This is a genomic window from Pseudomonas sp. zfem004, from assembly GCF_032621715.1.
GTDB classification, from domain to species: domain Bacteria; phylum Pseudomonadota; class Gammaproteobacteria; order Pseudomonadales; family Pseudomonadaceae; genus Aquipseudomonas; species Aquipseudomonas sichuanensis.
In genome coordinates this window covers 53,434-75,264 of the sequence record NZ_JAVYJF010000024.1, presented here as the reverse complement: position 1 = coordinate 75,264, position 21,831 = coordinate 53,434, and the positions used below count along the sequence as shown (strand labels likewise).

The 21,831-nt window shown below is 66.1% G+C and carries 8 protein-coding genes; 3 read left to right on the top strand and 5 right to left on the bottom strand.

Annotated elements, in window-relative coordinates; all coding sequences use genetic code 11:
* Nucleotides 1-13: 13 nt before the first annotated feature.
* Complete coding sequence (locus RTH46_RS22020) at nucleotides 14-2,422, top strand: TonB-dependent siderophore receptor (protein ID WP_316906620.1); 2,409 nt, start codon at nucleotides 14-16, stop codon at nucleotides 2,420-2,422.
* Nucleotides 2,423-2,425: 3 nt separating this feature from the next.
* Here the strand turns inward: RTH46_RS22020 and RTH46_RS22015 are convergent, their stop codons facing one another.
* Nucleotides 2,426-3,289: a sensor domain-containing diguanylate cyclase gene (locus RTH46_RS22015; RefSeq protein WP_153788596.1), complete on the bottom strand. Its 864-nt coding sequence runs from the start codon at nucleotides 3,287-3,289 to the stop codon at nucleotides 2,426-2,428.
* 246 nt (nucleotides 3,290-3,535) lie between these two features.
* Entirely contained in the window at nucleotides 3,536-3,964 is a 429-nt protein-coding gene (locus RTH46_RS22010) for a molybdopterin-binding protein (protein ID WP_316906619.1), read from the bottom strand.
* A 482-nt stretch (nucleotides 3,965-4,446) separates the two neighbouring features.
* On the opposite strand from RTH46_RS22010, the gene RTH46_RS22005 reads away from it, so the two are divergent.
* Nucleotides 4,447-5,805: an 8-oxoguanine deaminase gene (locus RTH46_RS22005; protein WP_153788598.1), complete on the top strand. Its 1,359-nt coding sequence runs from the start codon at nucleotides 4,447-4,449 to the stop codon at nucleotides 5,803-5,805.
* A gap of 67 nt (nucleotides 5,806-5,872) precedes the next feature.
* Here RTH46_RS22005 and RTH46_RS22000 read toward each other — a convergent pair whose 3' ends face one another.
* Genes RTH46_RS22000 through RTH46_RS21990 form a run of 3 tightly spaced genes read right to left on the bottom strand, consistent with a single transcriptional unit; the run spans nucleotide 5,873 to nucleotide 10,292 of the window.
* Complete coding sequence (locus RTH46_RS22000; RefSeq protein WP_279847381.1) at nucleotides 5,873-7,201, bottom strand: TolC family outer membrane protein; 1,329 nt, start codon at nucleotides 7,199-7,201, stop codon at nucleotides 5,873-5,875.
* 1 nt (nucleotide 7,202) lies between these two features.
* A complete protein-coding gene (locus RTH46_RS21995; RefSeq protein ID WP_256671405.1) occupies nucleotides 7,203-8,537 on the bottom strand; it encodes an HlyD family type I secretion periplasmic adaptor subunit in 1,335 nt (444 codons plus the stop codon).
* Nucleotides 8,538-8,549: 12 nt separating this feature from the next.
* Nucleotides 8,550-10,292 (bottom strand): type I secretion system permease/ATPase, encoded by a 1,743-nt coding sequence (locus tag RTH46_RS21990; RefSeq protein WP_316906618.1) that lies wholly within the window; start codon nucleotides 10,290-10,292, stop codon nucleotides 8,550-8,552.
* Nucleotides 10,293-10,944: 652 nt separating this feature from the next.
* On the opposite strand from RTH46_RS21990, the gene RTH46_RS21985 reads away from it, so the two are divergent.
* A complete protein-coding gene (locus RTH46_RS21985; RefSeq protein ID WP_316906617.1) occupies nucleotides 10,945-21,771 on the top strand; it encodes a peroxidase family protein in 10,827 nt (3,608 codons plus the stop codon).
* Nucleotides 21,772-21,831: the final 60 nt, after the last annotated feature.

Genomic DNA, 21,831 nt, shown 5'->3' with positions numbered 1-21,831 from the left:
AAGGATTGTCTCGATGCTGTGTCGCCTTACCCCTCTCGCAAGCCCGCTGTTGCTCGGCCTGGCCGTGGCCGCGTGGCATCTTCCCGCCCAGGCCGATGAGCGCCGTTTCGATATCGCCCCTGGCAGCCTCGACAGCGTGCTCGGGCAGTTCGGCCAGCAGGCCGGGGTGATGGTCGCCGTCGACTCCCAGGCCTCCCGGGGCGTGCAGAGCCCCGGCCTGCGTGGCCAGTTCGCGGTCGAGCAGGGCCTGGCCATGCTGCTGGTCGGCACCGGGCTGCAGCCGGTGCAGGTCAGCAGCGACCGTTACCGGCTGATCCCCCGGGCAGCCGACAGCGGTGTCATGGAACTCGGCGCCACCAGCGTCAACGCCACCGGGCTCGGTGCGACCACCGAGGGCACCGGTTCCTACACCACCGGGGTGACCAGCACCGCCACCAAGATGAACCTGTCGATCCGCGAGACCCCGCAGAGCATCAGCGTGATCACCCGCCAGTTCATGGACGACCAGCAGCTCACCAGCATGGCCGACGTGCTCAAGCAGACCCCGGGCATCACCATGTCCCAGGATGGCGGCGAGCGCTTCAACATCTACTCGCGTGGCAGCGGCCTGAACACCTACCAGTTCGACGGCATCACCACCTACCAGGAAAACCAGACCCGCACCATGCCCAGTACCCTGCTGGACATGGCGATCTACGACCGGGTCGAGGTGGTGCGCGGCGCCACCGGCCTGATGACCGGCGCCGGCGATCCCAGCGGTGTGGTCAACGTGGTGCGCAAGCGCCCGACCCGGGACTTCCAGGCCTATGTGCAGGGTGGCCTGGGCTCATGGAACTATCGGCGCCTGGAGGCCGATGTGTCCGGCCCGCTGACCAGCGAAGGCGACCTGCGTGGGCGCCTGGTAGCGGCCAAGCAGACCAATCACACCTTCATGGACTGGTACCAGCAGGACAAGGACATCGCCTACGGCGCGCTGGAAGCCGACCTTACCGACACCACCCTGCTGCGGGTCAGCATCGACCACCAGCGCTATCGACCCACCGGCGCCCAGGGTGTGCCGCTGATCTACAACAACGGCACGCCGACCGACTTCTCCCGCTCCACCAGCTCCGGTGCGCGGTGGAACCTGGACCGCTTCGAGACCACCAACTACACCATCGGCCTCGAGCAGCAACTGGCCGGCGACTGGCAGCTGAAAGTCGGCACCACCTACATGGATGTCGACCGCTACGCGTTGTCGGGTGCCTATTACAGCTCCTCGAACAACTCCAACATCAGGCCTGACGGCACCGCCAAGATCGACCAGAGCGACGCCACCGCCACCCAGCGCCAGCGCGCGATCGATGCCACCTTGCAAGGGCCGTTCGAACTGTTCGGGCAGACCCACGAACTGATCTTCGGCGCCAACTACTTCGACTACGTCAATCGCCATCACTCCGAGGGCACCGATGACGCGATCGTCGACTTCAACAACTGGGGCAACGAACTGCCCAAGCCGAACACCGACTTGTTCACGCCGGTGCTGGACTACGATGTCGACACCCGCCAGAGCGGCTACTTCACTGCCGCGCGTTTCAACCTGAGCGACAGCCTGCACCTGATCCTCGGCTCCCGGGTCAGCAACTACCGCTATCACTACTACCTGCGCAGCCTGCCCAACGGCGCCCCCAGCGCCTACAGCATGACCGAGCGCGGCGTGGTCACGCCCTACGCCGGGCTGGTCTACGACCTCACCCCCGAGCAGTCGGTGTACGTCAGCTACACCGACATCTTCAAGCCGCAGTCCGCCCGCGACCGCGACGGCAAGTACCTGGAGCCGGTGGTGGGGAAAAACTACGAGACGGGATGGAAGGGCGAGTTCTATGACGGGCGCCTGAACAGCAGCGTGTCGCTTTACCTGGTCGAGCGCGACAACGTCGCCGAGCTCGATGGCGGCGCCAAGGTGCCGGGCACTCGCGACCAGGAAGACGCCTACCGCGCCGTCAGCGGCGCCAAGACCAAGGGCATCGACATGGAGCTGGCCGGCGAGTTGGCCACGGGCTGGAACGTGCAGGCTGGCTACAGCCATTCGCGCACCGAGGACGCCGATGGCCAGCGGCTGACCAGCCAGCTGCCGATGGACACCTTCCGGTTGTGGAACACCTACCAGCTGCCGGGAGACTGGCAGCGCCTGACCCTGGGCGGCGGGGTCAACTGGAACTCCAGCAACTCGGTGTATTTCTCCCGGTACAGCACCCGCATCACCCAGGACGACTACGCCGTGGTCAACCTGATGGCTCGCTACCGCTTCAATGAGCACCTGAGCAGCACGCTGAACCTCAACAACCTGTTCGACGAGAAGTACTACACCGGCTTCTCCGGCAGCTGGGGGCACTACGGCGCGCCACGCAACGTGATGATGAACCTGCGCTACGACTTCTGACCCTCAACCCGCCGCCCGGCGCCGCCGTTTCTGCTGGTACATGTCGTCGTCGGCGCGGCTGAGCAGGGTGTCGGCGTCCTCACCGTCATCGGGGTAGCAGGCTACGCCGATGCTGCAGCTGGGCATGCCGATAGCGCCGAACTCAGGGCCCAGTGGCTCGGCCATGACGGCGAGGATCTGGGCGATCTGCTCGGCAACCGCCGCGGCCGACGAGATATCCGGCAGCAATATCGTGAACTCGTCGCCGCCCATGCGCGCCACCGTGTCGGTGGCCGCCACGCAGGCTTCCAGGCGCCGGGCAATGGTGCACAGCACGCGGTCGCCCGCCGCATGCCCGTGGACATCGTTGATGCCCTTGAAGTCGTTGATATCCAGGAACAGCAGCGCCAGTGGGCGCTGCTGGTGCTTTGCACTGTGTAGCGCCGCAGCCAGACGGTCGTTGAACAGCGAGCGGTTGCACAGTCGGGTCAGCGGGTCGTGATGGGCGAGAAAGCGCAGCTCCTGCTCGGCCTGGGTCAGGGCGGTCACGTTGCGCGCCACGCCGATCCGCGCACCCACCTCGTCGGACCAGAACGCCGCCCACAGGATGTGCACCACCGCACCGTCCTTGCGGATGTAACGGTTACGGAAGTCGAAATGGGCGTGGCCGTTCATGATGCGGATGATCGAGGCGCGGGTCGCCTCCAGGTCATCCGGGTGCATGTAGCGGGTGATCGGGGTGCCGGTGAGTTCGTCGGCGCGGTAGCCCAGCAAGGCTTCGCAGGCATTGCTGACGAACACGATGGTATTGTCCCGGTCGACCACGAACACGGTGTCCAGCATCAGGTGGATCAGCTTGGGGTAGAGCGCTTGCAGGTCAACGGGCATGGGGCTGGGAGTCCGCTACGGTGGGCTCGATCGTGGCCTGATCGCGAAGGGCGGCGGCGAGTGGCCCGGTCGGCAGCGGGGCAGGGCCAGGCAACGGTTCGCGGCGCCGGCCAGCATACACAGTGGCGGGTGGCTGTCACCAGTAGCGGCGGACGAAATGGACGGGCGTGCAGCAGCGCCTGTCGTGTATGGGCAGGTGATGTAGCGGGCAGGCCAGGGCGCCGAGCGGTGCCCTGGCCGGGATCATCAGGCCGGTACGCCGAGGATGATGTGCGAGGCCTTGATGACGGCGGTCGCATTGACGCCTGGGGCCAGGCCCAGCTCCTGCACGGCATCGCGGGTGACGATGGCGTGAACCTGGGTACCGCCGGCGAGTTCGAGGGTCACTTCGGCGTTGACCGAACCGTCGGTGACTTTCACCACCTTGCCATTCAGGCAGTTGCGGGCGGACAGGCGAATGTCGCTGGCCTCGGTCATCAGCATCACCCAGGGTGCCTTGACTAGGGCGATGGCCTCGGCGCCTGGCTTGAGCCCCAGGCTGTTGACGCTCTCGACGGTGACCACTGCCACCAGGGGTTCGCCACCGGCCAACTCGAGGCTGACCTCGCTGTTGACGGCGCCGGGGCGCACGTCACGGACCTTGCCTTTGAACACGTTGCGGGCACTGACTTTCATGACGTTCTCCTTGATGATGAAAAATCTGACTGCAGTGTCAGGATTTCGCTATGTAGTTTCCAGCATAGCGATGCAGCGAGAGCTTTTTGTATACAGAAACCGTCAGTTCTGCTTACATTGTCCGGCGCCTACGACAGCGGCAATCGCCGGTGCGTATTGCGACGGTTACCCATCATGCAACACCCAACGCTGCTCGAACCCTACGAGCCTCTTGCGCGAATCCCGTTCAACGCTGATGCATGCTTCAGCGCCCCCACGAGCGACGGACGCGCTGCCATACCTTTCACGCCGCAAACCCGTCCATGCCTGTCAGGGCCCTTGGCCCATGCCTTGGCACGTGCGGATTCAGCCGCGGCACGGTATCGCCTGCCGTTCATCGCGACACTGCCTGCGCAGCTGCACTGAACGCTCCATTCAGGCCGCCTAGGGCGGCCTGTGCAAACATCATGTTGAATGCGACCCCTTGCGGGAGAGGAACCCCCATGCCCAAGACAATGCTGGTCAAGAACGCCGAGCTGCTGGTGACGATGGACGGCGAACGCCGGGAAATCAAGCGCGGCGGCCTGTACATCGAAGACAACATCATCAAGCAGGTCGGCCCTAGCGACAGCCTGCCGCAAACCGCCGATGTGGTGCTGGACATGGCCGGCAAGGTGGTCATCCCCGGCCTGGTCAACACCCACCACCACATGTACCAGAGCCTCACCCGCGTGGTGCCTGCCGCCCAGGACGGCGAGCTGTTCAACTGGCTGACCAACCTGTACCCGATCTGGGCGCGGCTGACCCCGGAGATGATCGCGGTGTCGACCCAGACCGCCATGGCCGAGCTGATCCTGTCGGGCTGCACCACCTCCAGCGACCACCTCTATATCTACCCCAACGGCTGCAAGCTCGACGACAGCATCCACGCCGCCGAGGAAATCGGCATGCGCTTCCACGCCGCGCGCGGCAGCATGAGCGTCGGCCGCAGCCAGGGCGGCCTGCCGCCGGATTCGGTGGTGGAGAAAGAGAGCGACATCCTCAAGGAGTCCCAGCGCCTGATCGAGGACTACCACGACGCCAGCCATGGCTCGATGCGCCGCGTGGTGGTGGCGCCGTGCTCGCCGTTCTCGGTGAGCCGTGACCTGATGCGCGAAGCCGCGGTGCTGGCGCGCGAGTACGGTGTGTCGCTGCACACCCACCTGGCCGAAAACGTCAACGACATCGCCTACAGCCGCGAGAAGTTCGGCATGACCCCCGCCGAATACGCCGAAGACCTCGGCTGGGTCGGCCACGATGTCTGGCACGCCCACTGCGTGCAGCTCGACCAGCACGGCATCGAACTGTTCGCCCGCACCGGCACCGGTGTGGCCCACTGCCCCTGCTCGAACATGCGCCTGGCCTCGGGCATCGCGCCGATCCGCAAGATGCGCGACCACGGCGTGCCGGTGGGCCTGGGGGTGGACGGCTCGGCCTCCAACGATGGCGCGAGCATGATCGGCGAAGTGCGCCAGGCGCTGCTGTTGCAGCGGGTCGGTTTCGGCCCCGATGCCATGACCGCGCGCGAGGCCCTGGAAATCGCCACCCTGGGCGGCGCCAAGGTGCTCAACCGAAACGACATCGGCGCCCTGGCCCCGGGCATGGTCGCCGACTTCGTCGCCTTCAGCCTCGGCCACGTGGCCTACGCAGGCGCCTTGCACGACCCGCTGGCGGCCCTGGTGTTCTGCACCCCGACTCACGTCGACACCAGCGTGATCAATGGCCGGGTGGTGGTGCAGGACGGGCGTATCACCACCGTGGATCTGCCTCTGGTGCTGGAGCGTCACAACCAGCTGGCGTGGCAGTTGGTCAGCGGCGAGTGATCTGCCAGGCGCCGACGTGCAGCGTTACCACATAGACTGCCGGGGCCGCAAAGCGGCCCCAGCTCTATCACTTGCTCACCAACAACTCCGGCCCCAGGTAATCGTTGATCTGGTCGATATCATCATCCCCCAGGCTCCCCACCGACGAGGCCAGGCGCAGGCGCGACATCAGGTAGCGCAACTTGGCCTCGAACAGGTCATGCCTGGCCACGAACAACAGCTCCTCGGCATTGAGCACATCCGAGTTGGTGCTGGTGCCGCCCTCCTTGAAGCCCTTGCGGGTCGACAGCAATGAGCGCTCGTTGGACACCACGGCTTTTTCCAGCGCGCGAATGCGCAGGGCGCCGCTCTGCACACCGCGAAACTCCCGGGTGGTGCCGGTGATGACTTCCTGGCGGGTGGCGTCAAGTTCGTCCTGGGCCTTGGCGCTGTTGGCGCTGGCCTGGCGGCTGAGGGCGCTGACGCCGCCGCCGCTGTACAACGGGATGTTGATTTCCAGGCCGATCGAACTGTAGTGGTTGCGCTGGTTCAGCTCCGACAGCGACTGGCTTTCGCCGGCGGTGTAGCCGGCGACGAAGTCCAGGGTCGGCCAGTGGCCGGCCTTGGCCCGTTTCACTTCTTCTTCGGCGATCTCCTGGCTGTGGCGGCGTGCATGGATCAGCGGGCTGTCGGCCTGGGCCCTGACCAGCCAATCCTGCAAGTTGCCAGGCAGCAGCGGTGGGGTGGCGAAGCCCGGTTGCAGGGTGGTCAGCGATTCAGGGGTTTCACCGATGTACTCGGCGAGCTGGCGGCGGGCGTTGACCAGGTTGTCCTGCGCTTCGATCAGCTCGGCCTCGGCCAGGTCGCGGCGCGCGGCCGACTCGTCGATGTCGGTGATGGTGCCGTCGCCCAGTTCCATGCGCCGTTTCGCCGAGGCCAATTGCTCTTCGAAGGCGCTCAGCTTGGCGTGGGCCAGGCTGATGGTCTCGCTGGCCAGCAGCACGTTGAAGTAACTCTCGGCCAGGCGTACCGCAGCGTCCTGGCTCTTGGCATCGAATACCGCCACGCTGTAGTCGGCGCGTTGCTGGCCCTGGCGGTACTCGGCCATCTTCTGCTTGTTGAACAGCGGCTGGCGCAGGCGCAGGTTGGCGCCGGTGGAGTCGTAGTCGAGGTCGTTGTTGATGCCGTTCTGGCGCTGGTTGCCGTTGACCTTGTTGGTGTAGGCCGAGGCGTTGATCTGCGGTAGCAGGCCGGCTCGGCCGATGGCTCGGTTCTCGGCGCCGGCCTCTTGTTCATGCACGGCTGCGCGGTACACCGGGCCCTGGTACTGCAGCAGGTCCCAGGCTTGCTTGAGGTCCATGGCGCCGGCGGGCAGGGCCAGGCCCAGCAGGCACAGGCACAGGCAATGACGGTTCATATCATTGCTCCTTGAAGGCGCTGTCGACGCGCTCGATCATCGGCTTGAGCAGGTAGCTCAGCAGGTTGCGTTCGCCGGTCTTGATGGTGACGCTGGCGGGCATGCCGGGGCGGATATGGTTGCTGCCCAGCAGGGCCATGCCGGCCTGGGTCACCTCCACCTGGGCCAGGTAGAACGGCTGCTTGCTCTCTTCGTCCATCAGCCGGTCGGCCGAGACGGTCTTGACCCGCCCGGGGATGTTGGGGGTCTGGGCATGGTTGAAGGCCGGGAAGGACAGGTCCACCGCAAGCCCCGGGACCATCTTGTCGATGGCCTGCACCGGGATCATCGCGTCCACCTGCAGCGGCTCGTCGAGCGGCACCACCTCCATGATCTTGGCGCCGGGCTGGATGATCCCGCCGACCGTGGCGATGCTCAGGGCCTGGACCATGCCGTCGATCGGCGAGCGGATCACCGTGTGCGCCACTTCATAATCCAGCGCGCGCAGGCGGTCGGCCAGGGTGGTGCTCTCCTTGGCGGTGTCGGTCAGCTGCGATTGCACCTCTTTGCGGTAGTCGTGCTGGCGCTGCAGGATGCGCAGGCGGATCTCGCTGGTCTGGCTGCGCACTCGGGCGATGTTGTTGAGGTTCTCGGCCTGGCCGGCGGACAGGTCGGCATGGCTGCGTTCCAGTTCCAGCAGGCGGTTGCGCGGCACATAGCCTTCGGCGGCGAGGGTGCGGGTGCCGTGCAGTTCCTGGTCGAGGAAGCCGATCTGCGAGGCGCGCGCGCCATACACCTGCTGCAGGCCCTTGAGCTGCACCGCCGAGGCCGTGAGGTTCTCTTCGAGGATGTCGATCTCGCCGGCCAGGCCCGCGCGGCGGGTATCGAGCAGGTGTTCCTGCAAGTCCATCGCTGCCAGCAGGCGGTGGTCGCCGGCGAAGCGGGCAAGCAGGTCGGGGTCGTAGGTCACTGTGTCCTGGCCGTCACGCTCGGCCTCCAGGCGGTTCTCCACGGTCTTGCTGACGATGTACTGGGCGCTGACCGCGCCTTGTTCGGCCACGGCGCGCAGGGCATCCAGACGCACCAGTTCCTGGCCTTTCTTCACCACGTCGCCTTCGCGCACCAGGATCGCTTCCACGGTGCCGCCGGTCAGGTGTTGTACCGCCTTGCGGTTGCTGGTGACCTTGACCGTGCCGGTGGCCACCACGCCGGCATCCAGCGGCGCCAGCCACGACCACATCAAAAAACCGCCAAAGCCGGCGAGCATCAACCACAGGCCGCAGCGGGCGGGGCGGGTGACGTTCATGTCGATGCCGTGGTCGAGGGCGTTCCCGGTGGTTTCAGTGGGCATGTTCATCTGCATGATCTGTCACTCCCGTGCCTTGACCGAGGCCAGTGGGGTCGGTGCCGTCGCGCCTGCCGGTATCACGCTGGCCTTGCGCAGTGCGGCGAACACTTCGTCGCGGCTGCCGAGCATTTGCACGGTGCCGTCGCGCAGCATCAGCACCTTGTCGACGGCGCACAGCACATTGGGCCGGTGCGAGACCAGGATCACCGTCGCGCCCCGCGCCTTGAGCTCGGCCATGGCGTCCACCAGGGCCTTTTCGCCGAGGTCGTCGAGGTTGGCGTTGGGCTCGTCCAGCACGATCAGGCTGGGCTCGCCGTACAGCGCGCGGGCCAGGGCGATGCGTTGCTTCTGGCCACCGGACAGCGGGCTGCCGTCATTGCCCAGGCGGGTGTCGTAGCCCTGGGGCAGGCGCAGGATCATCTCGTGCACGCCGCTGATCCTGGCGGCGCGGATCACCGCGTCACTGTCCACCTCGCCAAAGCGCGCGATGTTGTCGGCGATGCTGCCTTCGAACAGCTCCACATCCTGGGGCAGGTAGCCGAGCCAGGGGCCCAGCTCGGCCTTGTTCCAGGTGAACAGGTCGGCGCCGTCCAGGCGCACCTTGCCAGCCTGGGTCGGCCATACGCCGACCAGCAGGCGGGCGAGGGTGGACTTGCCCGAGGCGGACGGGCCGATGATGCCCAGGCTTTCACCCGGTGTAAGGCTGAAGCTCACCCCGCGCAGGATGGTGTTGCCGGTGCCGGGGGCGCCGGCAAACACGTTCTCCACCGCGAGCATGCCCAGCGGGCGCTGCAGCGACATGCTCGGCGGCCGCTTTGGATAGTCGTGCAACAGCGTGTTGAGCCGGCCCCAGGCCAGGCGGCAAGCGAGCAGTTGCTTCCACGAGGCGATCACCTGTTCCACCGGGGCCAGGGCGCGGCCGGTGAGGATCGAGCAGGCGATCATCATTCCCGGGGTGATCTTGCCTTCGATCGCCAGCAGCGCGCCGCTGCCGAGGATCAGCGACTGCAGGGTGATGCGCACGAAGCGTCCGGTGCTGCTGATCAGCGCGGCGCGGTCGGAGGCCAGGGTCTGCATCTGCAGGATGCGCAGGTGGCCCTTGAACCAGCGCTGGCTGATGGCCGGCAGCATGCCCATGGCCTCGATCACCTCGGCGTTGCGCAGGTTGTTGTTGGCGTAGTTGGCCGACGACAGCGCCGCCTGGTTGGCTTCGGCCAGCGGCTGGTGGGTGGCCTTTTCGGTGAGCCAGGCCAGGCCTACCAGGATCATCGAACCGATCAGCGTGACCAGCCCCAGCAGCGGATGGATCAGGTAGGCGACCAGCAGGTAGATCGGCGTCCAGGGCGCGTCGAAGAAGGCGAATAGGCCATTGCCGGTGAGGAACTGACGCAGCTGCGCCAGGTCCTGCAGGGCCTGGCCGGGGCTGCCGCCGGCGCGGCTGAGATTGCGCTCGAAGGCGGCGCTGAAGGTGCGTCGGTTGAGTGCCATGTCCAGGCAGTTGCCCACCCGGATCAGCACCCGGGTGCGCAGCATCTCCAGGGTGGACATCAGCAGGAACAGGCCCACCACAAGCACCGTCAGCATGGCCAGGGTGGTGACGTTGCGGCTCACCAGTGCACGGTCGTAGACCTGCAGCATGTACACGGCAGGTGTCAACATCATGACGTTTATCACTCCGCTGAAACCTGCCAGCGAATAGAAACTGCGTCGCATTTGAAACAGTGCGTCGGCGAGCTCAGTGCGGGTGGATGTGTGCTTGGGCATGAGGCCTCCCTCCAGAAAACCGGGTGCTCTTGCGGCAGCCCAGGTAGCAGTAGGTGTGGAAGCTGATTGGCACGCAGGCTGGTCGCTCTTTTGGCGGGTAATCCGAACTCGCTGCAGTACCCCACAAGCAGGAGCGTAGGTTGTGAGAAATATTTTGTAATACGTTTTTGCTCTATGGATTCCTCGCAATTTTCATTAAAAACAGCCAGTTGAGAATGATTAGCGGGATCCAATCTTTTTTATCGACGTAATATTGACAATTTTTTTGCCTACAACTTTAGTCTTAGTCAGTTCGTCGGAACTTTGCCCGAAGCCCTGTTGTCGCCACGGCACCGCGAGCCCCCGCTGACATTCCTGTGGGAGCAGAACATGACCAGCCCTCTGTTCTTGTACCGAGTGAATGGGCTCTACAGGACGTTATCCCCCACCTCTCGTGGTCACGGCCCACCCAGGGCCTGGGTTCGTCGCGCCTGAGCGCCCGACGCACCTGAACCTGCGCGAACTCCAGGCACGTAGCCCGCCAGGCGGGTAACGGTTTTGCGCGCCCCGTTTCGCCACAAGAAAACGCTGCAAACCGTGCACGCCCATGAACGGGCGCGACGGGCGCCTGCGCCCCGCGCTCGCCCCCCATACCGATCGAGGTCAACCGAAAATGGCCAATTTCAGCAAGTCCGACCTGGAGTTCATCCTCAAGCAGATCTTCATCGCCGAAGCCCATGCCAGCGGCGCCAGCCTTATCGAGCTGCTGCCCAACAGCCAGGTGCCGTTCGGCCTGCGTACCGTCGATGGCAGCTACAACAATCTGGTGGCCGGGCAGAGCGAGTTCGGTGCCGCCGACAATTCCTTCCTGCGCCTGCTCGATGCCCAGTACCGCGCGGCCTACGCCGCCAGCGGCACGGTGGTCGACGCACAGCCGCGCACCATCAGCAACCTGATCGTCGACCAGACCGCGCACAACCCGGCGGCGGTCGAGGCCAATGGCGGCGCCGCGCCGGTGATCAGCCCCGGCGTGGACGGTGTGTTCGGCACCGCCGACGACAAAGAAGTGTTCTTCATCCCCAACGAGTCGCCGGATGCCGGCCTGACCGCCGGCTTCAACTCCTGGATGACGTTCTTCGGCCAGTTCTTCGACCACGGCCTGGACCTGGTCACCAAAACCAGCAGCGCCGTGGTGTTCATACCGCTGCAGCCCGACGACCCGTTGTACGTGCCGGGCGGGCAGACCAACTTCATGGTGCTGCCGCGCGCGGTGCACACCGCCGGCGCCGATGGCGTGCTCGGCACCGCCGACGATGGCCAGCTCAACACCACCTCGCCGTTCGTCGATCAGAGCCAGACCTACAGCTCGCACCCCTCGCACCAGGTATTCCTGCGCGAATACACCCTCGATGCCGGCGGCGACCCGGTGGCCACCGGCCGCTTGATCACCAACCGCGATCTGGGCGCCGACGGCAAGTTCGGCACCGCCGACGATGGCAGTGGCGAGAACGGCGGCATGGCCACCTGGGCGGTGGTCAAGGCCCAGGCCCGCGACATCCTCGGCATCGACCTGACCGACGCCAACGTGCACAACGTGCCGCTGCTGGCCACCGATGCCTATGGCAACTTCATCAAGGGCCCCAACGGCATGCCGCAGGTGGTGATCCGTATCGGCAATGGCGCCGACGGCATCGCGGGCACCGCCGATGACGTGACCCAACTGGTAGAGGGCAACCGCGCCGCGCCGATCAGCCTGGCCAACGCGGTGAGCACCGGCCATGGCTTCCTTGATGACATCGCCCACAATGCCGAGCCGGTCTCGGTCGGTGGCGTGCTGCAGGCCGATGCCGACAACAGCATCGGCAACGCCCAGACCCCAGGCCCGGGCGGCAGCAACCTGACCTACGACAACGAACTGCTCGACGCCCACTACATCGCCGGCGACGGTCGCGCCAACGAGAACATCGGCCTGACCGCCGTGCACCATGTGTTCCACTCCGAGCACAACCGCCTGGTGCAGCAATCCAAGGACACCATCCTCGCCTCGGCTGACCTGGCCTTCCTCAATGAGTGGCTGGTGGATGATGTGGCCGCACTGCCGACCACGGCCGCCGAGGTCGCCGCCCTGGTATGGGATGGCGAGCGGCTGTTCCAGGCCGCCAAGTTCGGCACCGAAATGCAGTACCAGCACCTGGTGTTCGAGGAATTCGCCCGCACCATCCAGCCGCAGGTGGACGAGTTCCTCGCCCCCAACGGTTACGACACCTCGATCAACCCGGCGATCCTCGCCGAGTTCGCCCACGTGGTGTACCGCTTCGGCCACTCGATGCTGACCGAGACCGTCGACCGCTTCGACCCCGCGTTCAACCCGGTTCTCAGCGACCCGAACAATCCCGACCAGCAATTGGGCCTGATTGCCGCCTTCCTCAACCCGCTGGCCTTCGCCGGCAGCGGCGCCACCGCCGACGAAGCGGCCGGGGCGATCATCCGCGGCGTGACCCGCCAGCTGGGCAACGAGATCGACGAATTCGTCACCGAAGCGCTGCGCAACAACCTGCTGGGCCTGCCGCTGGACCTGCCGGCGCTAAACCTTGCCCGTGGCCGTGACACTGGCATCCCCAGCCTCAACCAGGCGCGCCGCGAGTTCTATCATTCCACCGGCGACAGCCAGCTCAAGCCGTATATCAGCTGGGTCGACTTCGCCGAGCACCTCAAGCACCCGGCCTCGCTGGTCAACTTCATCGCCGCCTATGGCAGCCACAGCAGCATCACCTCGGCGACCACGCTGGAAGACAAACGCGCCGCCGCCCTGGCGCTGGTGTTCGGCGGCACGGGGGCACCGGGCGACCGCCTGGACTTCCTCAACGGCACCGGGGCCTGGGCCAACGTCACCCTGGCCGGCAAGGACGGCGTGATGAACACCGCCGACGACGTCAGTGGCGTGACCATCACCGGCGTCGACAGCATCGACTTCTGGGTTGGCGGCCTGGCCGAGCAGAAAATGCCGTTCGGCGGCATGCTCGGCTCAAGCTTCAACTTCGTCTTCGAAACCCAGCTCGAAGCGCTGCAGAACGGCGACCGTTTCTATTACCTGTCGCGCACCGCGGGCCTGAACTTCGGCACCGAGCTTGAGAACAACTCGTTCGCCAAGCTGATCATGCTCAACACCGATGTCACCCACCTGTCCAACACGGTGTTCCTCACCCCGACCTTCACCCTGGAGGTCAACCAGGCCAACCAGTACACCGGCCTGGGCGCAGACGGCCGTGCCGACCCCACTGGCGGGCTGATGATCAACGGCGTGGAGATCGTGCCGCTGGTGATCCGTGACAACCCCGACACCGTGGGTGGCGACAGCAACTTCCTGCACTACACCGGTGAAGACCACGTGGTGCTCGGCGGCACTGCCGGCGACGACATCATCATTTCCGGCGAGGGCGACGACACCCTGTATGGCGACGGCGGCAACGACCGCCTCGAAGGCGGTGCCGGCAACGATGCGGTGCTGGGTGGCGCGGGCGACGACATCATCACCGACTCGTTCGGCGACAACCGCCTGGAAGGCAACGCTGGCAACGACGTGATCATTGCCGGCAGCATGCTGGCCGCCGGCAACCTGATCCTCGGCGGCGACGGCCAGGACTTCATCGTCACCACCGAAGACATCACCACCACCTTCGGCGGCCAGGGCGACGACTTCATCCTCGGCGCCAAGACCAACCTGCCGCCCACCGGCAACGAAGGCGACGACTGGATCGAGAAGGGCACCCAGGACGGCGCGCCGGGCGACAACTTCGCACCGCTGCTCACCGATGACGTGGTCGGCAACGACATCTTCGTCGGCGGAGGCGGCTTCGATGAAATGATCGGCGAGGGCGGCGACGACATCTTTGTCGGCAGCGATGCCCAGGACAAGATGGACGGCATGTCCGGTTTCGACTGGATCACCTACAAGAACGACAAGGTGGGCGTCACCGCCGACCTGAGCCTGGCCGCGCTGGCCCAGCCCCATGGCAACGCGCCGAACCAGAACGCCGGGGTGTTCAACCCGGTCGGCGCCTCGCCGGCCTCGATCCTCGATCGCTTCGCCGAAGTGGAGGGGTTGTCCGGCTCCAATTTCGCCGACGTGCTCAAGGGCGATGACGTGGATGCGGTGACCATCCTCAACCACGGCGGCGCCACCGGCGGTGCCTTGACCAACGTCCAGCTGATCCGCGGACTGCAGCAGTTCCTGGCCGATGCCGGGCTGCCGACCACAGGTTTTGCCACCGGCAACATCATCCTCGGTGGTAACGGCAGTGACCTGATCGAAGGCCGTGGCGGCGATGACCTGATCGACGGCGACAAGTGGATCAACGTGCGCATCGCGGTGTATGCCCCGGGCGACGTCAACCACACCGGCCCCGAGATCGCCAGCTTCGACAGCATGGTCGACATGATCCCGTTCATGCTCGACCGCACCTACAACCCCGGCCAGCTCAAGGCGGTGCGCGAGATCCTGCCCGGTACCTCCACCGGTGGCGCGGCCTATGACACCGCGATCTACCAGGGTGTGCAGGCCGACTACACGGTGACCCGTGACACCCGTGGCACCGCCGATGTCTCGGACGACGTGTGGACGGTGACCGACAGCGATGTTGGCCGTGACGGCACCGATACCCTGCTGCATATCGAGCGCCTGCAATTCGCCGACGGCCAGCAGATCCTGGTGCCCGGCGGCAACGCCCAGCCCACCGGCCAGCCAACGCTCACCGACAGCAACGGCGGGGCGATCACCGTGGGCGACATGCTCACCGTCAGCGTGGCGGGGGTGCGCGATGGCGACAACGTCAGCGCCGGCAACCCGCTGGGTACGCTCGCCAACAGTTCAGTGTCGTACTACTGGCAGTTCGAGGCCGACCCGGGCAGCGGCGTGTACCAGGACATCATCCTGCTGCCGGCCGGCGACCTGGCATTCCAGAGCGCCGACGGCACGGCGTTCAAGGTCTCGCCGGACCTTGCCGGCCTGTCGCTGCGGGTCAAGGCGATCTACCAGGACGCCCACGGCACCACCGAAATCCTGTTCTCCCAGCCCACCACAGTGGTAGAGCCCGGCGCGCCGGTGGTGCCCACGGCACCAACCCCGGTGGTGGATGCCAGCGATGGCGGCGCCGGTCTGCACATGGTGCGCTCGGACCTCAACTTCATCCTCGCCCAGATCAAGATCGCCGAGGCGGACGCGGCGGGGCAGGACATCCTCTCGTTGATCCCCAACATCCGCGCGCCGCTAGGCCTGCGTGCGGTCGATGGTTCGAACAACAACCTGATGAACCTCAACGGCAACAACCACACCGAATACGGTGCCGCCGACAACGTGTTCCCACGCCTGAGCGACCCCGTGTTCAATTCGGCCGAAGGCGCCCCGGCCGGTTTCTTTGGCCCAGGTTCCCCGGCCAGCCCTGCGACCACGTACCAGCAGACCAGCGGCAACGTGTTCGACTCGCAGCCGCGCACCATCAGCAACCTGATCGTCGACCAGACCTCGAACAACCCGGCCGCCTATGCCACCGCCTATGACCCCGGTGCCAACGGCCACCTCGACTTCGGCGCGCCAGGCAGTGACGACGTGCTCAAGGATGGCGTGCGCATCGTGGCCAGCCCCGGCCTGGATGGCCAGTTCGGCACCAATGACGACCACGACGTGTACCTGTTCGAGAACACCGCGCCGGATGCCGGCCTGTCCGCGCCATTCAACGCCTGGATGACCTTCTTCGGGCAGTTCTTCGACCACGGCCTGGACCTGGTGACCAAGGGCGGCTCGGGCACCATCTTCATCCCGCTGCAACCGGACGACCCGCTGTACGTGCCGGGCGGGCACTCCAACTTCATGGTGCTGACCCGCGCCACCAACCTGCCCGGCGCCGACGGCGTGCTGGGCACTGCCGACGATGTCCACGAACACACCAACACCACCACGCCGTTCGTCGACCAGAACCAGACCTACAGCTCGCACCCGTCGCACCAGGTGTTCCTGCGCGGCTACCAGCTGACCGACCACGGCCCGATCGCCACCGGCCGCCTGATCACCAACCGTGACCTGGGCGCCGACGGCAAGTACGGCACCGGCGACGACAGCGAGATCGGCGGCATGGCCACCTGGAAAGTGGTCAAGGCCCAGGCCAACGATGTGCTGGGTATCCACCTCACCGACGCCGACGTGGACAACGTGCCGCTGCTGGCCACCGACGCCTACGGCAACTTCATCAAGGGGCCCAACGGCTACCCGATGGTGGTGATGAAGGGCGTGGACGGCCTGGGCGGTACTGCCGACGACGTGCTGGTCGAAGGCAACCCACTGGCGCCGATCGACCTGACCAATGCCGTGCGCACCGGCCACCAGTTCCTTGCCGACATCGCCCACAACGCCGTGCCGGTGTTCAGCGGTGGCGTGCTGGCGCCGGACGCCGGCGATGCGATAGGCAACGCCGTGCCGTTCAACCCGCAGACCGGTGCCAACACCGCCTACGACAACGAACTGCTCGACGCCCACTACATCGCCGGTGACGGCCGGGTCAACGAGAACATCGGCCTGACCGCGGTGCATGCGATCTTCCACTCCGAGCACAACCGGCTGGTGGCGCAGACCAAGGACACCGTGCTCGACTCCCACGATGTGGCCTTCCTCAACGAGTGGTTGCTCGACCCGGTGGCGGCGTTGCCCGTCACCCAGGCCGAGATCGACGCGCTGGTATGGAACGGCGAGCGGTTGTTCCAGGCCGCCAAGTTCGGCACCGAGATGCAGTACCAGCACCTGGTGTTCGAGGAGTTCGCCCGCACCATCCAGCCGCGGGTCGACCTGTTCTTCGCCCCGACCCAGGTGTATGACGTCGACCTCGATGCCTCGATCGTCGCCGAGTTCGCGCACACCGTGTACCGCTTTGGCCACTCGATGCTGACCGAAACCGTTGACCGCTTCGACATCGACTTTAACGTGATCGGCGACCCGGCCAGCGCCAACCCCGACCAGCAGATGGGCCTGATCGCAGCGTTCCTCAACCCGCTGGCCTATGCCGCCAGTGGCGTGACGCCCGAGGAGGCGACCAGTGCCATCGTGCGCGGGGTGACCCGCCAGGCCGGCAACGAGATCGACGAGTTCGTCACCGAGGCGCTGCGCAACAACCTGCTGGGCCTGCCGCTGGACCTGCCGGCGATCAACATTGCCCGTGGCCGCGATGTCGGCATCCCGTCGCTCAACGCCCTGCGTCGCGACATCTATGGCCAGACCGGCGACACCCAGCTCAAGCCGTACACCAGCTGGGTCGACCTGGTGCAGCACCTCAAGCACCCGGAATCGCTGATCAACTTCATCGCCGCCTACGGTACCCACGCCAGCATCACCTCGGCGACCACCCTCGAGGGCAAGCGTGACGCCGCCCTGGCCCTGGTGTTCGGTGGCGATGGTGCGCCCAGCGACCGCCTGGACTTCCTCAATGGCAGCGGCGCATGGGCCAACGTGACCAAGGCCGGCAAGGATGGCCTGCTGGGCACCGCCGACGACCTCAAGGGGGTGACCATCACCGGGGTGGATGCCATCGACCTGTGGATCGGCGGCCTGGCCGAAGCGAAGACGCCGTTCGGCGGCATGCTCGGCAGCACCTTCAACTTCGTGTTCGAGAACCAGCTGGAGAAACTGCAGGACGGTGACCGCTTCTATTACCTGGAACGCACCGCCGGCCTGTCGATGAACGCCGAGCTGGAAAGCAACTCGTTCGCCAAGCTGATCATGGCCAACACCTCGGCCACCCACCTGCCGGGCCTGGTGTTCTCCGACCCTGGCTTCTACCTGGAAGTGGACCGCTCCAAGCAGTACAACGACGGCCTGGGCAACGCCGACCCGCTGGACGACAGCGGTCATCAGGTGGTGTTCCGCGACAACCCGCTGACCGCTGGCCCTGACGGCAACTACATCCGCTACACCGGTGACGAGCACATCGTGCTCGGTGGCACCAACGGCGATGACATCCTCATCGCCAGCGAGGGTGACGACACGGTGTGGGGCGATGCCGGCAACGACCGCATCGACGGTGGCGACGGCAACGACCAGCTGCGCGGTGGTGCCGGCGACGACATCATCAGCGACACCGGCGGCGACGATAACATCCAGGGCGGCGACGGCAACGATGTGCTGCACGGCGGCAACGGCATCAACCTGATCATCGGCGGCTTCGGCAACGACTTCATCGTCACCGGTGAGGATGCCAGCGAAGCCATCGGTGGCCAGGGCAACGACTTCATCCTGGGCAGCAAGGCCAACGAGCAGGACATGGGCAACGAAGGCGACGACTGGATCGAGAAGGGCACCTCGGACGGTGCGCCCGGCGACAACTTCGACCCGCTCGGCAACGACCCGATCATCGGCAACGACGTGTTCATCGGCGGTAACGAGAACGACAAGTTCAACGGTGAAGGCGGCGATGACATCATGGTCGGCAGCCTCGGCTTCGGCGACCGCTACATCGGCGGCTCCGGCTATGACTGGGCGACCTTCAAGGACCTGGCCCAGGGCGTCTCCATCGACTACAGCGACCGCTTCTTCGATGTGCCGCTGGTACCGGGCTCGGGCGCATCGGCGCTGGTGCGCTTCGACATCATGGAAGGCCTGTCGGGCTCGGCCCATGGCGACTTCCTGCGCGGCGACAACGAGGATGCCACCTCGCTGCCCACCGCCGGGGCCACTGGCAGCGTGCTGACCAACATCGGCCTGATCAACGGCCTGGTCGACCTGCTGGCGGCCGGCGCGACCTTCTTCGATGGCGGCAACATCATCCTGGGCGGCAGCGGCAGCGACCTCATCGAAGGGCGCGGCGGCGACGACATCCTCGACGGTGACAAGTGGCTGAACGTGCGCATCAGCGTGCGCGCCAACCATGACGGAACCGGCCCGGAAATCGCCACCTTCGACAGCATGGAACCGATGGTGCCGCTGATGCTCAACGGCACCTACAACCCCGGGCAGCTGGTGATCGTGCGGGAGATCCTCAGTGGCGACAACAGCTACGACACCGCGGTGTTCAGCGGCATCGCCACCGACTACCGCATCAGCATCGAGGGCGACACGGTCATCGTCACCGATACCGTGGTGGGCCGTGACGGCGTGGACCGCCTGACCGGCATCGAACGCCTGCAGTTTGCCGACAGCGCCCAGGCCTCGGGTGTGGGGACCGCTGTCAACAATGGCCCGTCGGGCCACCTGGCGATCCTCGATGACGCCAGCGGCGCGCGGGCCGATGCCCCGGTGGCCGGGCAGTTGCTGCGGGTGAGCAACCGTGGCGTGCACGACGCCGACAACGTCGGCGCAGGCAACGCCAGCGGCGCGGTGACCGGGCCTGTGGCCTACTACTGGCAGGTCGAGACCATCCCCGGCACCGGTGTGTATGAAGACATCACCTTTGTCGCCGCCGGTGAAGCGTCACGGGCGACCGGCAGCACCTACCGGGTGGCGGACGATGTGGCGGGGCTGAACATCCGCGTGCGGGCGGTGTACCAGGACGCCAAGGGCACACTGGAAATCGTCGACTCCTCGGCCAACAGCGCCCCCAGCGCAGGGCCGACCGTGACCGGGCTGGCGGCGCAGAACCAGGTGCTCACCGCCAACCTGGCGGCCATCGTCGACGCCGACGGCCTGAGCAACCCGCAGTTCAGCGTGCAGTGGCAGTCGAACGTGGGCGTGGGCTGGGTGAACATCCCGGGTGCCACCGGCACCAGCTTCACCCTTGGCCAGGCCCAGGTCGGCCAGCAGATACGCGTGCTGGTGAACTACGTGGATGACTTCGGCGTGGCCGAGGTGGCGACCTCCGACCCGACGCTGCCGGTGCTCAACGTCAACGACGCGCCAACCGGCGCGGTGCTGATCAGCGACACCACACCGGACCAGGGCCAGACCCTGACCGCGCTGACCGGCAGCATCGCCGACCTCGACGGCCTGGGCGCCTTCAGCTTCCAGTGGCAGCAGGGGCTGGGCGGCAACTTCAACGACATTGCCGGCGCCACGTCGGCCAGCTTCACCCCGGGCCTGGCCCAGGGCAATCAGCAACTGCGGGTGATCGTGCGCTACACCGACGGCTTCGGCAAACAGGAGGTGGTGACCTCGGCGGCCACGGCGGCGGTGGCGGTGATACCGGGTATCGTGCTGCAAGGCACCAACGCGGCCAACACCCTCAACGGCACGGTGGGCAACGATGTGCTGCTGGGCCTGGGCGGTAACGACACGCTCAATGGCCTGGCCGGGTTCGACCAACTGTTCGGCGGCGTCGGTAACGACACGCTCAACGGCGGCGACGGTGACGACGTGCTCAATGGCGAGGACGGCAACGATGTCCTCAACGGCGGGCTGGGCGCCGACACCATGAACGGCGGTGCCGGCAACGACACCTTCGTGGTCGACAACCTCGGCGACAGCGTCTCCGAAGTGGCCGGCGGCGGTGTCGACCTGGTGCAGACCAGCCTGGCCAGCTACCTGTTGGGCAACGAGCTCGAGAACCTGACCTACACCGGCAGCGCCAACTTCACCGGTACCGGCAACGCGCTGGCCAACACCATCACCGGCAGCAGCGGCAACGACACGCTCAATGGCGGTGCCGGTGATGACCGGCTGGTGGGCGGCGCCGGCAACGATACCTATGTGATCGATGCCGGCAACGATGTGGTGGTCGAGGCCGCCGGCGGCGGTATCGATACCGTGCGCACCTCGCTGGCCAGCTACGCGCTGACCGCCAACGTCGAGAACCTGACCTACACCGGCGCGGGCAACTTCACAGGCTTGGGCAACGACCTCGCCAACGTCATCACCGGCGGTGCCGGCAACGACACCCTCAGTGGTGCCGGTGGCGACGATACCCTCAACGGCAACGCCGGCAACGACACGCTCAATGGCGATGCCGGCAACGACCAGCTGTTCGGCGGCCTGGGCAACGACACCCTCAATGGCGGTGGCAACAATGACAGCCTCGATGGCGGTGACGGCGACGATGCGCTCAACGGCGGCAATGGTGACGACATCCTGCTGGGCGGGTTGGGCAACGACAACCTCGATGGCGGTGTCGGCGTCGATCAGCTTGACGGCGGTGCGGGTAACGACACCGTGCTCGGTGGTGGCGGCAACGACACCTTGCTGGGCGGGGCCGGCGATGACTTCATCGATGGCGGCGCGGGCAACGACACGGTCACCGGCGGGGCGGGCAACGACTCGCTGGTGGCGCTCGACGGCAACGATGTCTTCGTGTTTGCCGCAGGCTTCGGCGCCGACCAGGTGTTCGGCTTCGATGCTGCCCCGGCGGGCGGCCAGGACCGGCTGGACATCTCGGCGATGAACATCACGGCGGCGACCTTTGCCGCCAACGTGACCATCGCCGATGTGGGGGCCGATACCCTGGTCAGCTTCGCCGGTGCCACCGACACCATTCGCCTGGTGGGGGTAGGGGATGCGACCAGTGTGACGGCGGCGGATTTCCTGCTGACGTGATGTGTGCAACGAGTTGAAGCGGTAGAAGGAGGGCAAGGACGCCCTCCTGCTTCATGTGTG